We start from the raw sequence: 15,188 nt of genomic DNA, 5'->3' as shown, positions 1-15,188 counted from the left end.
TTATCTTAAAAGTATTAACTCGCGAAAATTCTCAATACTTTTGCTTCACGAAATGAAACAACTATTTACACTTTTTATTGTGCTCTTTGGCTTTATGGTACAAGCACAAAACTACAATGGCGAAATCTATTTGAGAGACCGTTCCAACTTGTTTCTCAATCAGTTTTATGTGACCAATCTTACTACCCAAAAAACGGTATTGGCAGATTATAACGGAAATTTTAGTATTCCTGCCAAAAGTGGTGATGTTATCAGATTTACCTCGATTATTACGGATCGTAAGGATATTAAGTTAACAAATGAAATTCTGTCACTGAGTAAAAATTTCGTTGAATTGAGTATTGCCTATTACGAAATCCAGGAAGTGGTTGTTTCGGCTTTCAAAGCCAGTGGAAATCTTCGCAAAGATGTTACCAGCCTGAAAAGCACTGACAAATCTTATGAGCTAAGAAAAGTAATCGGCCTGCCAGCGCCGAAAGGTGACGGCACCTCGCCACAAGATCAACTTTTGGGCTTCCGCGATGGTGGCTACAGCCTAAGCATTTCTAGTCTTTATGATATGTTATCGGGCGAAGCCAAAAAGAAAAAAAGACTTTACGACTACGAAAAGATGCAAACAAGTATTGGAGGCATTCAGAAATATTTTGGTGACGAGTATTTTGTACGTTTAAAAATTCCAAAAGAATTCATCCCCAACTTTCTCCAATTCATCTATAGTTCGGACAATATTTCTTACTTGACAGAGGCCGGAAATTACGAAGCTGTAAAACCTTATATCGAGCGTTATCTTCCTGTTTATCAAAAACGTTTAAGAAATTCGCATTTAGCCGATGCCACACCATAACAAGAAAATTTTAACATAATATTTGTGATTAAAATTTGTATTTTTGCACTCATTAAATAGAATAATGGGGAAGAATAAAATTGCAAGATTCGAAGAAAACAAACTATTACCAAACGTTTTTCAGCCAACCCGTGAAGAGGCGCTTAATAATTATCCACTAAAAGGGAATTGGAGAAAAGATGTTTTTAAAAATGAAAAACCAATTGTATTAGAACTTGGTTGCGGAAAAGGAGAATACAGCGTTGGACTGGCCAAAGCTTTTCCAGAAAAAAACTTTATCGGTATTGATATCAAAGGCGCACGTTTTTGGTTTGGTGCTAAAGAAGCCCATACTTTGGGAATGGATAATGTGGCCTTCCTTAGAACACAAATCGAGCTAATAGAGCATTTTTTTGCGGAAAATGAAGTGGATGAAATTTGGATTACTTTTCCAGATCCACAGATTAAATACAAAAGAACAAAACACCGCCTGACACATCCAGACTTCCTAGCGCGTTATAAAAAAATCATGAAAAAAGATGGCATGGTGCATCTAAAAACAGATTCCGAGTTTTTACACGGCTATACCTTAGGCTATCTGCAAGGCGCGGGACACAACATCATTACCGCACACCACGACATTTATGGTGCACCAGAATACGATCCCGAAACCCCTCTTTTAAGAGAAATACAAACTTATTACGAACAACTGTTCTCAGCAAAAGGAAAAACAATTACTTATATAAGATTTCAGATTAAATAATTTATGAAAAGACTATTTTATGCTGTTGGCATTTTAATATTGGCATCTTGTAGCACGGCAAACAACACAACTCCAAAAAAGAAACAACATATTACACAAAGCACCAATATTAAAGAGATTGAAGCTTATCTGAGTACTGCACACAAAGACGATCAGTACCGTTTGTTTTTAAAGAAAAAATTGGTAAGTTTGAAAAACGCATCTTGGATGAAAAACGACAAGGCTTCTCCCATTGCTACACCAACTTTAAACGCTGACAAAGCATACCATATTCAATCCGACAAAGTAGATCGCGCACTCTTCAACAAACTCATGGACGAGGATAAATCTAGCGAAAAGCAGACTACAGCAAAGATTCTTAATGACTTATTTAATGAAGCTGATCCCAACAGTCCTACTTCGGTGGTATTAATTCAGAACAAATCGCTTTGCGATATGATTCTTAATATGGAAGGTCCACAATTGTATAATCTTGCGGTACCTGCTAACTCTGATAAATCGATTATTGTAAAAAAGGGAAGTTATACGCTTCGTTCTAATATTTGTGATGCGGCATACGAGTCTTCGAAATCGATTAATAAAAATATTGTTATTTCCCTTAATATCGAAAAAGATAAAACTAAGAGTTAATATTTAAATATTATTTTAAACTTAAAATAAAAAAAAGCTTCAGAATAAATCTGAAGCTTTTCTATGTTGATAAATCTATTGATTAAGCATCAAAGTCAGCATCTTTTTCAGCTGTTACTTTTTCGTCTTCTTTAGATTTTTCTTTCTCAGCTTTTCTTTGAGATTGACCTTCTTTCACAGCTTCTCCAACTACAGAAAGAATCATGTCGATAGACTTAGAAGCATCATCGTTTCCTGGGATAACGAAGTCAACTTTTCTAGGATCAGAGTTCGTATCAACAATACCGAAAACAGGAATACCTAATTTTTTAGCTTCTGTAACGGCAATGTGTTCTCTCATAATATCTACTACGAAAATAGCAGAAGGAAGACGCACCATGTCAGAAATAGAGCCTAAGTTCTTTTCTAGGTTAGCTCTTTGACGATCAACTTGTAATCTTTCTTTTTTAGATAAAGTTTCGAAAGTACCATCTTTCTTCATTTTATCAATGTGGTTCATTTTCTTAACCGCTTTTCTGATTGTAACAAAGTTGGTAAGCATACCACCTGGCCATCTTTCAGTAATATAAGGCATATTAAGTTCTGCAGCGTGTTTTGCTACAACTTCTTTCGCTTGCTTTTTAGTCGCTACGAAAAGAACTTTTTTGCCTGCAGATGTAATTTTTTCTAAAGCGCTACAAGCTTCGTCTAATTTTACAGCTGTTTTATGTAAATCTACGATGTGAATACCGTTTTTCTCCATGAAAATGTATGGAGCCATATTTGGGTTCCACTTTCTCGTCATGTGACCGAAGTGTACGCCAGCCTCTAATAGGTCTTTTACATTTGCTTTTGCCATGTTTTCTGTTTTTGTTAGTTTACTTTCCGTTTTTTAAACAATCAACAACTTCTTTAGATGGGAGAAGCGTTTGGATGCTAAACGTAACGGGCAATTTTTTGTTTTAGATAATAGAACCAAGAACCGAGAACCAAGATGAAACATAACAGTTTTGAATCTTGTGTCTGATATCTTGAATCTTGAAAATTAACGTTTTGAGAATTGGAATCTCTTTCTCGCTTTTTTCTGACCTGGTTTCTTTCTTTCTACCATTCTTGCGTCTCTTGTAAGAAGACCGTGAGGTTTTAAAAACCCTCTGAATTCTTCGTTGATTTCGCAAAGTGCTCTAGAAATACCTAATCTAATAGCTTCAGCTTGACCTGTAATACCACCACCAAAAACATTAACTGTTACATCATATTGACCTACAGTTTCTGTTAATAAAAATGGTTGGTTTGTTTTGTATACTAAAACGTCTGTCCCGAAGTAAGTTTTAACGTCTTTACCATTGATAGTGATGTTACCAGCACCTGGTTTTACGTATACTCTAGCTACAGAAGTTTTTCTTCTTCCGATTTTGTGTACTGTAGACATATTATTTGAATTCGTTTAGGTTAATAACTTTTGGCTGTTGTGCCTCATGCTTATGCTCTGTACCTTCATATACGTGAAGATTTTTAAGAATTGCACTACCTAATCTGTTTTTAGGCAACATTCCTTTTACAGCTTTTTGTACAACTCTTAGATTGTCTTTTTTCATAAGCTCAGCAGCAGTCATTGACTTTTGTCCACCTGGATAACCAGTATGCCAAATGTAAGTTTTATCATCCCACTTGTTTCCAGAAAGTGCTACTTTCTCTGCATTCAAAACGATTACATAATCTCCACAGTCTGCGTGTGGTGTAAAGTTCGTTTTGTGCTTACCTCTCAAAATCTTTGCAACTTTAGAAGCTAATCTTCCCAACGGTTGCTCAGCCGCGTCTACTACAACCCATTCTTTATTTGCAGTAGCTTTGTTAGCCGATACGGTTTTGTAACTTAATGTATTCACAATTTATCGTTTACGATTAAACATAATTTTTCCCTATAAAAGGTGTGCAAAGGTAAGAATTATTTTCGGAATAAAAAATCCTTTTCAATATTTCTACTAAATAATCAGACATTCAATAAATTAAATAAAACGCAAATTTTTATTCATTTTAAATTTTAAATAAACCTTTCTACAAAAAAGATAAACCTCCAACTGGCAATTCGAATATGAATAAATATATTTGTCAAAACTAATCTCATGAATCCAAAGCAATTAAGAGAGGATCGCAATTGCCTCAACTGTGGAAAGACAGTCGAAGTGCGTTATTGCACCTATTGTGGACAAGAAAACACCAAGACAGAACAAGCTTTCTATTTTGCCTTTCTCTCCTATTTTCAAAACAAAGCAAAGTATGACAAAAGCTTAATTAGTAGTATAAAAATTCTTATTTCAAGACCTGGATTTTTAAGCTCTGAATTCCTTAAAGGAAAACGCGCCACCCATATAGAACCTGTACGATTTTACATTGCTATTAGTTTTTTGGTATTTTTCTTAACGTCTATATTGTTTGGATTTCACCAAAAACAAAGCTTTAGGTTTTATTACGAGCCCGATGATGATGTTATAAGCTTAACCGAAGAAAGCATTGCTAAGATGGATCAAAAAGCCTTAAACGAACATCCTAACATCTATTTCCTATACCATCCTTTCTATGAAAAACTAAAAAGCCTGAAAAAAAGTGGCTGGAGCGACGAGCAGATCAGTGAAAAACTAATCTCAAAATTCGTTATCAATATTCCAACTGCCTTGTTCCTGTATTTGCCAATTTTCACGTTAAGTCTTTGGATCGCTTATAATCGAAAACCTTGGACTTATTACAGACACAGTATTTTTTCCATACACTTTTTCACCTTATTGGTTATTGCTTTTTTTGTGTGGTATGTTTTGGAAACGACACAAATCTTGATGGGTACCGACCTCATCAGCAAAATTGTTGATATTTTACAAAACGGAATTATCCTCTTTTGTCTTTATTATTTTATAAGAGCTTCTTTTAAATTCTACAAATCCAATATCGCTCTCACGCTCTTCAAAAGCATTTTTCTTTTAATTATAAATATTAGTTTTTTTGGCTGTTTGTTAGCTGCAATTTTATACTACACATTCGTGACTATTGACTAAGCAATAAGAAACACATGTAGCATTTATCATTTTTAAAACATTTTCGCTGAGAAAATTTATATTTGTGATAACAAAACAACATAATTATGAGCCACGGTAAACTGCGTGCAGACAAGACTTGCCTTAATTGCGGACATGAGGTTGACATCAAATATTGCCCACATTGCGGACAAGAAAACATTGAAACCAGACAGCCATTTTATTCTTTGTTTACGCATTTTGTTGAAGACTTCACACATTATGACGGACAATTTTGGGGCACGATAAAAAATCTACTTTTCAAACCGGGGCAATTGACAAGCATTTACCTCGAAGGCAAACGACAAAAATTTGTCCCACCAGTTAAGCTTTATATTTTTGTCAGTTTTGTCACCTTCTTTATGTTTGCTATGTTTCCACCAATTAGTCTAAACACGAAGGATTTGCAAGTCAGTCAAAACGAAAGCCTTGCGGACCATCAAGTTAAAGAAGCGAAACGCCAAGTACTTCTTGAGGTGGTTAAAGAAATACAAGTCAAAAAAGACACAACTATAAATGCAGCATCTAGTAAAAAAATAGACTCTTTGCAAAACATCATCAAAAACTTAGATACAGAATCGAAGACGGATCTCGACTGGGAAGATATTGTTGATGCAGACAGCAAGATTGCAGATAGCTCGACATTTAATAATTATAAAACTTGGGAAGAATACAAAAAAGGTCAGACATCGTCAGACTGGCTAATAGATCCTATTGCACACAAGTTTTTTGAACTGAAAGAAAAAGGGATAAAAAAAGGCGACATCTACAAAAACCTTGCAACAACATCTTTCCACAATCTTCCGAAAGCACTTTTTTTCTACCTTCCTATTTTCGCATTTCTGTTGTGGCTCTTCCATTCCAAGAAAAAATGGTGGTATTTTGAACATGGTATTTTCACATTACATTATTTCTCGTTCTTATTAATAAGTGTTCTTATCACAGGATTGCTACTCAAAATCGATATATCTTTCGAACTTGGAAACGCAATAACGTCGATTATATATTTAGTGATGAGTATTATTACCATTTACATATTCGCTTACTTTTTCATCGCACATCATCGTGTGTACAAATCGCATGGTTTAATAAGCATTCTTATCGGCTGGATTATGATGTTTTTAAACTTGGTTATTTTCACATTCTTATTAATAGGATTGGCCATTGTGAGTTTTTTAACGATGCATTAATACAAAGAAAAAGCGTTCCTATTGAAACGCTTTTTTACTATAGTTTAAAATTTAATTAAATATTATTGTCTTAAAGATTTGCTGTCGCGGAAACTTGCTATCAAATAATAAACTACAAAAACCGTAGAAAATCTTATAATAGATGGAATGGCAATTTCAAAATTGAAAAATGCAAAACCAATAATTACTAACACGATTACACCAATTAGAGAAAAACCCATTTTCTTCGGCAACGCCCAGTCTGGTCGATCTACAAAATACGCCATTCCCCAGCCTAATCCAAAAGCGAAAGCATAATATAAATCAATCTTCGCATTTCCCGTTCCTGACAAAAAATATTGAAATAAAAAACTAACCAGTGTTCCTAAAACTAAAAATATAAGCGCTCTTATCATAGCTGCAAAATTAGTAAACGCTTAATAAAGTTTCTTCATAAATATTAGAAGTCGGGCGATAATACTCTTCTGAATCAATTTTTATCAATTCTTTTGTTTCCATATACATAATATTATCTTGAGTAAATTTCCTTATAAATAGCCAGTTGCCCTTAGCTTCCTGCTCTACTTCTCCAAGATAATCTTGGTATCTAATTTTGCCATCTACCAAAATACCGTCATTCACAACTGCTTTGCTGATTTGTTTTCCATTTTTGAATTGTAAAATCTCGGCACTAAATGTGTAATCATCGCTTTCAAACTTTTTATAACTAAATCTTAGTTTTTCGTTTTGGTCATAAATTTTGGTGTTATGAACTTTAAGCATTGGATCGAATTTCGTTTCATAGATAAGCTTTCCAGTCGATTGATCCAGAGATCTTGATTCCTGCAAAATCCCATCTTTATATTTAGAAATCACGTTTTCCGAGTAAAAATCGCCATCATACGCTGCGCCATCTTTGTACATCAACTTTCCTTTTACCGAACCATCTGGATTGTAATAAGTCGAATCTTTTAACAAATCGTCTTCAAAATTGGAGAATTCCACCAATTGACCTTCGTTGTTAAAACTTTTTAAAGATTCTATTTTATAATTGCTATATTTAGTAACCGATGATATTGTCATATCGGTATAACTAAAGCTATAATCTTCTCCACTATACTCTCGCATATACTCCGAATCATCCCCAATTTTAGAAATCAATTTTCCAATCTGCTTACCCATCAAGTCGTAAGTGATTTTGGTAGCTTCTTTATTTTTTTTGATGTATTCTTGTGCTTTTGCGCCATTGCTATAATACGACTCATAGCTTTCTACTTCTCCATTTTTACCAAAGCGATCGATACGACTGATATGGAAATCTGTATAATCGAAAGTAACCTCAACCCCTGTCGTTTTCCAATCTTTATCAATTTTTAAACTTCCGATATGTTTTCCTTTTTCGTTGTAATATTTCGTTTCATGGGTGCCATCTTCTTTATAAAAAGTTTCGTAGCCTAAAGGATTATCATTGCTTTTAAAAGCTTTTACATAACGAAGCTCACCATTTTTGGTTTCAGAAATACTGTTATAAGAAACCCCGTTTTCTATGTCTCTGTAAAGAAAAGATTTCCCTGTCATATTTTCGGAACTTTGATAGACAAAATCCTCAACAACACGACCTTTCTCGTCATAAGACTTCACTTCTCCAGAGATTTCACCATTTTTATAAGAAACAACACTTTGTGGTTTTCCATCTGGAAAATACCACGTTACTTTTCCATCAAAAACTTCTTTTCCTGGTGTTGCATCGATAGCCTTTCCTTCCATTTGCAAAACTCCATTTTTATAGAAATCTTTTACCAAAGTCGCATGATCTTGTTTATAGCTTTCACGATAATAAGACATGTTCTCCTTCGTTGTCGGCTGCCAATTTTCATCGAAATAACTCAACTGTTGACCAAATACAGAAATACCAAAACTAAAGGCAAAAAATGCCGACATTAATAACTTTTTCATTGTTTATTTTTTTCGCGCTTAAAAATAATGAATAAACATCGATAATTAAAGCGATTGTAAGATTTTAACAGATCATATCCATCCATTTGGGGCTTTGACGAAATCGTCTTAAATGTTTATATTTGGAAATTGAGTTAAACTTTATGGAAAACCAAAAATATACCCCTAACAACAAGGTTAGAATAGTTACTGCAGCGGCTTTATTCGATGGTCATGATGCAGCTATTAATATTATGCGACGTGTCATCCAAGGTTCTGGATGCGAAGTTATCCACTTAGGACACGACAAATCTGCAGAAGAAGTGGTGAATACTGCCATTCAGGAAGATGCCAATGCCATTGCGCTAACCTCTTACCAAGGTGGTCACAACGAGTATTTTAAATACATCTACGATCTTTTAAGACAAAAAAATGCGTCACAAATCAAGATTTTTGGTGGAGGTGGCGGTGTAATCCTTCCTGAAGAAATTAAGGATTTAATGGATTACGGAATCGATAGAATTTATTCTCCAGACGACGGTCGTGAGCTGGGTTTACAAGGAATGATTGATGATTTGGTGAAGCAATCTGACTTTGCAACAGGCGCAAATATTAATGTTTCAGATTTAAATGATATTAAATTTGAAGATTCTTCAAAACTGGCGCAAATTATCTCTGCCGTAGAAAATTTCTCAGATGAAAAACCTGAATTAGCAGCTACAATCAACGAAAAAGCTAAAGATTTAAATATTCCAATCATCGGAATTACAGGAACCGGAGGTGCCGGAAAATCTTCGCTTACTGACGAATTGGTAAGACGTTTTCTTCGTTCAAATCCTGATAAAAAAATCGCAATTATCTCCATAGATCCTTCTAAAAAGAAAACGGGAGGAGCGCTTCTAGGTGACAGAATTCGTATGAATTCCATTAACGATTCTCGTGTATTTATGCGTTCTATGGCGACTCGTGAGAACAATGCTTCGGTTTCGCCTTTCGTTCACACGGCTTTGAATGTTTTAAAATTAGCACATCCTGATATTATTATTTTGGAAACTTCGGGTATCGGACAATCGGGTTCGGAAGTTTCGGATATTGCAGATGTTTCGATGTATGTGATGACGCCTGAATACGGTGCTTCTACACAGTTGGAGAAAATCGACATGTTGGATTATGCGGATTTAATCGCTTTGAATAAATCTGATAAACGTGGTGCTTTAGATGCTCTGCAAGCCGTGAGAAAGCAATTCCAAAGAAATCATTTGCTTTGGGAAAATCAATTGGATGAAATGCCAGTTTATGCTACAAAAGCTTCTCAGTTCAACGATCACGGAACAACAGAATTGTTCAATACTTTGGTTAAAAAAGTAAACGAAAAATTTAGTTCAACTAATCTTCAAGAGTTTTTGGAACAAGAAATTACGAGCGATACCACCATTATTCCTGGGAAAAGAGTTCGTTATCTTTCTGAAATTGTAGAAAACAACAAACAATACGACGAATCTGTTTTGAAACAAGCAGAATTAGCCCGTAAAATGTACCATATTGAGGGTGTAAAATCCATTATTTCCAACGAAACTTTGGATGCTGAATATCAAAAAGCAGAAAAAGAACTTCAACAGGAAAATATTGATTTCCTAAGAACTTGGGACCACACGAAAAAGGCTTTCCATGAGGAAACTTACTCTTATTTTGTAAGAGGAAAAGAAATTAAAGTGGAAACGTCATCAGAATCGCTTTCTCATCTTAGAATTCCGAAAATTGCTCTTCCAAAATACAACGATTGGGGCGACTTAATCGCTTGGAAAGGTCAGGAAAATCTTCCGGGAAGCTTCCCTTATACGGCGGGAATTTATCCTTTCAAAAGAACGGGTGAAGATCCAACGAGAATGTTCGCCGGAGAAGGCGGTCCAGAAAGAACCAACAGAAGATTCCATTATGTTTCTGCGGAAATGGACGCTAAGCGTCTTTCTACTGCCTTTGATAGTGTAACCTTATATGGTCAGGATCCAGCTTTACCACCCGATATTTATGGTAAAATTGGGAACGCGGGAGTTTCTATTGCGACTTTAGATGATGCTAAAAAATTATATTCCGGTTTTGATTTAATTAATGCATTGACTTCAGTTTCGATGACGATTAACGGACCAGCTCCAATGATTTTGGCGTTCTTTATGAATGCAGCTATCGACCAAAATGTTGAAAAATATTTAGAAGAAAACGGTCTTGAAGGCAAAATTGAAACCGCTTTAAAAGCGAAATTCGATGCCAAAGGATTGAAACGTCCAGAATACAACGGCGAATTGCCACCTTCTAACAACGGTTTAGGTCTAAAATTATTAGGTTTAACAGGTGATGAAGTGGTTCCTGCGGATATTTATGCAAAAATTAAAGCGGAAACCATCGCAACAGTTCGTGGAACGGTTCAGGCGGATATTCTAAAAGAAGATCAGGCTCAAAATACGTGTATTTTCTCTACAGAATTTGCTTTGAGATTAATGGGCGACGTTCAGGAATATTTCATTCAAAATAAAGTAAGAAACTTCTATTCGGTTTCTATTTCTGGTTACCATATTGCGGAAGCGGGTGCAAATCCTATTTCTCAGTTAGCCTTTACGTTGGCAAATGGTTTCACTTATGTGGAATATTATTTGTCGAGAGGAATGGACATCAACGATTTTGCGCCTAACCTTTCTTTCTTCTTCTCCAATGGTATCGATCCTGAATACTCAGTAATCGGTCGTGTAGCAAGAAGACTTTGGGCAAAAGCAATGAAGACAAAATACGGTGCAGACGAGCGTTCTCAGATGTTGAAATACCACATTCAAACTTCGGGAAGATCGCTTCACGCACAAGAAATCGATTTCAACGACATCAGAACAACGCTTCAGGCTTTGTATGCGATTTACGATAACTGTAACTCACTTCACACCAATGCTTACGACGAGGCGATTACAACGCCTACTGAAGAATCGGTGCGACGAGCAATGGCAATTCAGTTAATCATCAACAAAGAATTAGGTCTAGCGAAAAACGAAAATCCGTTGCAAGGTTCTTTCATTATTGAAGAATTAACCGATCTTGTTGAGGAAGCAGTTTACCAAGAATTCGACAGAATTACCGAAAGAGGCGGCGTTCTTGGTGCAATGGAAACCATGTACCAACGTTCGAAAATTCAAGAAGAATCGATGCATTACGAATGGTTGAAACACACTGGTGAATATCCAATTATCGGCGTGAATACTTTCCTTGGAAAAGATGGTTCGCCAACGGTTCGTCCAGGTGAAGTGATCCGTTCTACCGAGGAAGAAAAACAAGCTCAAATTGAATTCCTGCACAATTATCAGAAAGCCAACGAAGATAAATCTGGAGAGGCTTTAGCGAAACTTCAACATGCTGCCATCAATCAACAAAACTTATTTGATGTGATGATGGATGCTGTAAAATATTGTTCTCTAGGTCAAATTACCAACGCTTTATTCGAAGTGGGTGGAAAATACCGCCGAAACATGTAGTGCGTGTCGCACAGACAAATATTACTACTAACTGCTTTAGGCTTTTAGATAAACGAAAAACCTCACCGAAATTGGTGAGGTTTTTTTTATTAAATTCGCAAAACAATAAAAATTATGAAAAAATTATACTTCGTATTTACAATTTTCTTGGTTTCATTGCTATATGGACAAGAAAATCCTCTATCATTACAAAGTCTTCATCAAGTCAATACATATAATGGTGGCTCTATCTTTAATACGGTTTTTGATGATAGTGGAAACTCTATTACTGTTGGTCAAGCTAATGGTCCGTCCAAGATAGGCGATATTGACATTTCAACAGCTAAGACGGATGATCTTTTTATTTTAAAAACAGACAACCAACTGGGAGACAAAATTTGGTTAAAGACAATCTCTCCCAAAAATACAGGAAGTCTAAAAGCCTTTCACACCATCTCAAAAAACAACAATACTTATATACTATGCTACCTATATGGCGAAATAGAGATTAACGGAAATACATATAACTCTAATAATAAAAATACGTTAATCATTAAGCTAGACATTCTTGGAAATATTATTTGGGCAAATAATATTGAATATTTTCGGGCTGCTGATAAGTTTAATGATATCAGTATTGATAACGACAAGCTTTTTGTTCTCGTGAAAAATCAAGTTTTCAAGCTTGATGATAATACAGGAGAACTAATTTCAAAATTTTATAATAAGAATTTGCTTGTTACAGCCATCGAATACAAAAACCAATATTTGTATCTTTCTGGACAAGCTATGAACGAAGAAACAATTGGAAGTGAAACACTTACTAAAGATTCAGGCTATATTCTTAAAGCAAATGCCAATTTCGAAGCTATAGCATCTTTACAACTTGTTTCTGAAGAAGCTGATCAAATCAAAAACAGTATAATACATGATTTGGAGTTTTTATCAGATGGAAGTTTAGCTTTTGCGAGTACCAATACGGTAAAAGTCAAAATATTAGGCGAAAATAACCTTATTGCAAATTGCAATTATAATATGACGCAAAACGCCAATAACTTAGCAGTAGGCCGTATCAATGCAGACTTAACAAATGTATTTTGGTTTTCTGGCAATAAAATACTTTTTGGAAGACATGTGTTTAATACCATAAAACTCTTTCAATCCATAAACGCTGGTTTCAAACTATCGTATAATCCACAACCTTCATCTGAAATAATTTTTTTTCATTCTTCAAGTACCTTTAATATGTCTAGAGCATTGCTCTTATCAATTGATGCTAATGGTAATGCAGACAACGCGTCAATTGAACATGACTTTGAAAAAAGCAACAACATCGATTTTAAAATTCTTAATAACACCTCATTTTTTAGTGAAGTATCTCCGGTAAAAACAAGTGTTCATAATTCTCCACTAGCCAACTACTATTATTCTCTCAATTTTGATAAATCCATAACTGGAAAAAAAGCAAGCATACTAGCAGATAATTTTAAAGTTGTCGATGATGGAAACTATGTAAGCTCATCTGTTGTGAAAGGATCAATACCTAATTTTTTTGGACAAAGCATTACAGCTTTTAATGAGGCATATACTTCACAAATTTTTTCTAAAATTGATACCAATGGCAACTTAATTTGGAAATCGGGTATTACTGGAGTTTATCCATCGAGTGTACCAAGAGCTACAATTAGTAAAAATGGAAGTATTGCCACCATTAGTACTTGTGAATATTTAAACTCTTGTTATCTGTACACTGACAACTACTACACACTTTTGGATGATTATAGAGCGACAACATTTATGACCGTGCTCAATAATAATGGTAAGCTGAAGTGGTTAAAAAAATTCAAAAACGGACTAAGTAATTATTCTATTTTTGAGCATAAAGGAGAATATTATATCATAGGTTCTACTGATTCCAGCTTTGTGTTAGACGATGTCACCTATCCCAATTCTTCTTACAGGACAGTCTTTATTAAAATTGCAGATGATGGCACTATAAAAATGGTGAAATTTTATGATCTCGATTTAATTTATGATAATGTATTTTTTGTTTTCGATCAGCACGATAATTACTATTTGTTTCTCGAGACCAGACCACTTGATGAAAACAAACCTTTTGAGTTTGGGGCAGTAACAATACCACAAATCCCCGGACAAATTAGTCAAATCATGGTTAAATATTCCGCAGATGGGACAGAAGTTTTTGGCAAGAATTTCAATATCGATTTACCAGAGCCTTATTCAACAACATTATGGTTTGAAAATGTAAAGTCCAATGGAGATGATATTTTCGTAAATGGAGTTCAAGGACATGACGCGGCCAATAAAGTTTATGCAGATCTTAACGGCCAAATCTTTCCAATACCAGAGGCTGTTACACACCTTCCTGGATACAATTCTTTTGTAGCCAGAATTGACAATATGGGAAATTTGAAATGGTATCAGCCTATATTTGCAGATGCTATTTTAAATGGGATTGCAAACCTTTATCCTGACGAACATTCTAATTTGTACGTATCACATTCTTGGCTTAATCAGATTACTGTAGGCAACGCAACGCTTACTAGTACCCCTAAAGACAATCTAACCTATAACATTATAAAATTTAATACCAGTGGAGGTGTAGAATATAATCAACCTATTTTTAAAACGAAACGCACAATAGATACAATGTATTACTCCGATTATTATGGTTTTCCAAATCTGCAAAAATTAAATGGGGACAAGCTGATTATCTCTGGAAATTTAATTTCGGACAACATTTTGACTGGTAGCATCAATAACCTTAACGGTGACAATTATTATATTGCAATTTTAGAAGAAAAAGAATTGGAAACCGCAGAAACTTATAAGAAAACCCCAATTATTATCTATCCTAATCCAACGAAAGATGTTATCAACATCAAAGACAATAAGGATTTTACAGAGGTTAAAATTTATGATGCTTCAGCTAAATTGGTTTTAAATCAAGTCCTAAAAAACAATCAAATCAATGTTAGTGAACTACCAAAAGGTGTCTATTATCTGGAACTTATCGGTAAAGAGAAAGCCGTTGTTAAATTTATTAAAGATTAATCTATTACTTGTAACGTCCTGAAAAACTGATACAGGATTAGACCAATAAAATTTTATTTTAAACAGTACATATATTCGTATTTGTACTGTTTTTCTTTTTGTAAGATTTTGGTATTAATTCTTGTTGTTGGTGCATTTGCATCGGTGTTAAATAATAGTTTGACAAATGCGGTCTTAACTCATTATAGACCTTTACGGTTTGTTTGACCAAAATCTTTCTTGTATTCAAATCTACATTAAATTTATCAATATCAT

13 protein-coding genes are annotated in these 15,188 nt (G+C 34.7%); 7 read left to right on the top strand and 6 right to left on the bottom strand.

The window, feature by feature from the left end:
• The first annotated feature begins 52 nt into the window (after nt 1-52).
• From ACVFVN_RS10145 to ACVFVN_RS10135, 3 genes are all read left to right on the top strand, one after another.
• Nucleotides 53-844: a hypothetical protein gene (locus tag ACVFVN_RS10145; RefSeq protein ID WP_456235161.1), complete on the top strand. Its 792-nt coding sequence runs from the start codon at nt 53-55 to the stop codon at nt 842-844.
• A 64-nt stretch (nt 845-908) separates the two neighbouring features.
• On the top strand, nt 909-1,586 hold the full coding sequence (gene trmB / locus ACVFVN_RS10140) for a tRNA (guanosine(46)-N7)-methyltransferase TrmB (RefSeq protein WP_456235160.1): 678 nt from the start codon (nt 909-911) through the stop codon (nt 1,584-1,586).
• 3 nt (nt 1,587-1,589) lie between these two features.
• Nucleotides 1,590-2,216 (top strand): DUF6759 domain-containing protein, encoded by a 627-nt coding sequence (locus ACVFVN_RS10135; protein ID WP_456235159.1) that lies wholly within the window; start codon nt 1,590-1,592, stop codon nt 2,214-2,216.
• Nucleotides 2,217-2,298: 82 nt separating this feature from the next.
• Here ACVFVN_RS10135 and rpsB read toward each other — a convergent pair whose 3' ends face one another.
• From rpsB to rplM, 3 genes are all read right to left on the bottom strand, one after another.
• Entirely contained in the window at nt 2,299-3,054 is a 756-nt protein-coding gene (gene rpsB / locus ACVFVN_RS10130) for a 30S ribosomal protein S2 (RefSeq protein WP_456235158.1), read from the bottom strand.
• A gap of 186 nt (nt 3,055-3,240) precedes the next feature.
• Entirely contained in the window at nt 3,241-3,627 is a 387-nt protein-coding gene (gene rpsI, locus ACVFVN_RS10125; protein ID WP_165136308.1) for a 30S ribosomal protein S9, read from the bottom strand.
• 1 nt (nt 3,628) lies between these two features.
• Nucleotides 3,629-4,084, bottom strand: coding sequence for a 50S ribosomal protein L13 (gene rplM / locus ACVFVN_RS10120; RefSeq protein ID WP_165136305.1), 456 nt, complete (start codon nt 4,082-4,084; stop codon nt 3,629-3,631).
• A 237-nt stretch (nt 4,085-4,321) separates the two neighbouring features.
• Between rplM and ACVFVN_RS10115 the strand changes: the two genes are divergently transcribed.
• Together ACVFVN_RS10115 and ACVFVN_RS10110 are read left to right on the top strand one after the other, a co-directional pair.
• A complete protein-coding gene (locus tag ACVFVN_RS10115; RefSeq protein ID WP_456235157.1) occupies nt 4,322-5,245 on the top strand; it encodes a DUF3667 domain-containing protein in 924 nt (307 codons plus the stop codon).
• Nucleotides 5,246-5,331: 86 nt separating this feature from the next.
• Nucleotides 5,332-6,453 (top strand): DUF3667 domain-containing protein, encoded by a 1,122-nt coding sequence (locus tag ACVFVN_RS10110; RefSeq protein ID WP_456235156.1) that lies wholly within the window; start codon nt 5,332-5,334, stop codon nt 6,451-6,453.
• 62 nt (nt 6,454-6,515) lie between these two features.
• On the opposite strand, the gene ACVFVN_RS10105 is transcribed toward ACVFVN_RS10110, so the two are convergent.
• Together ACVFVN_RS10105 and ACVFVN_RS10100 are read right to left on the bottom strand one after the other, a co-directional pair.
• A complete protein-coding gene (locus tag ACVFVN_RS10105) occupies nt 6,516-6,848 on the bottom strand; it encodes a hypothetical protein (protein WP_456235155.1) in 333 nt (110 codons plus the stop codon).
• A gap of 10 nt (nt 6,849-6,858) precedes the next feature.
• Nucleotides 6,859-8,388 carry a hypothetical protein gene (locus ACVFVN_RS10100; protein ID WP_456235154.1) on the bottom strand — a complete coding sequence of 510 codons (1,530 nt, stop codon included), beginning with the start codon at nt 8,386-8,388 and terminating at the stop codon, nt 6,859-6,861.
• Between the two features lie 143 nt (nt 8,389-8,531).
• Here ACVFVN_RS10100 and ACVFVN_RS10095 point away from each other — a divergent pair, with 143 nt between their 5' ends.
• Both ACVFVN_RS10095 and ACVFVN_RS10090 read left to right on the top strand, forming a co-directional pair.
• Nucleotides 8,532-11,879: a methylmalonyl-CoA mutase family protein gene (locus ACVFVN_RS10095; protein ID WP_456235153.1), complete on the top strand. Its 3,348-nt coding sequence runs from the start codon at nt 8,532-8,534 to the stop codon at nt 11,877-11,879.
• Nucleotides 11,880-11,993: 114 nt separating this feature from the next.
• Complete coding sequence (locus tag ACVFVN_RS10090; RefSeq protein ID WP_456235152.1) at nt 11,994-14,933, top strand: T9SS type A sorting domain-containing protein; 2,940 nt, start codon at nt 11,994-11,996, stop codon at nt 14,931-14,933.
• Between the two features lie 58 nt (nt 14,934-14,991).
• Here the strand turns inward: ACVFVN_RS10090 and ACVFVN_RS10085 are convergent.
• Nucleotides 14,992-15,188 (bottom strand): hypothetical protein (locus ACVFVN_RS10085; protein WP_456233938.1); only part of this gene is annotated, 197 nt, incomplete at its 5' end.

The organism is Soonwooa purpurea, from assembly GCF_053891095.1.
The sequence above is the reverse complement of the archived record's forward strand: the minus strand, read 5'-3'. Positions and strand labels throughout refer to the sequence as shown.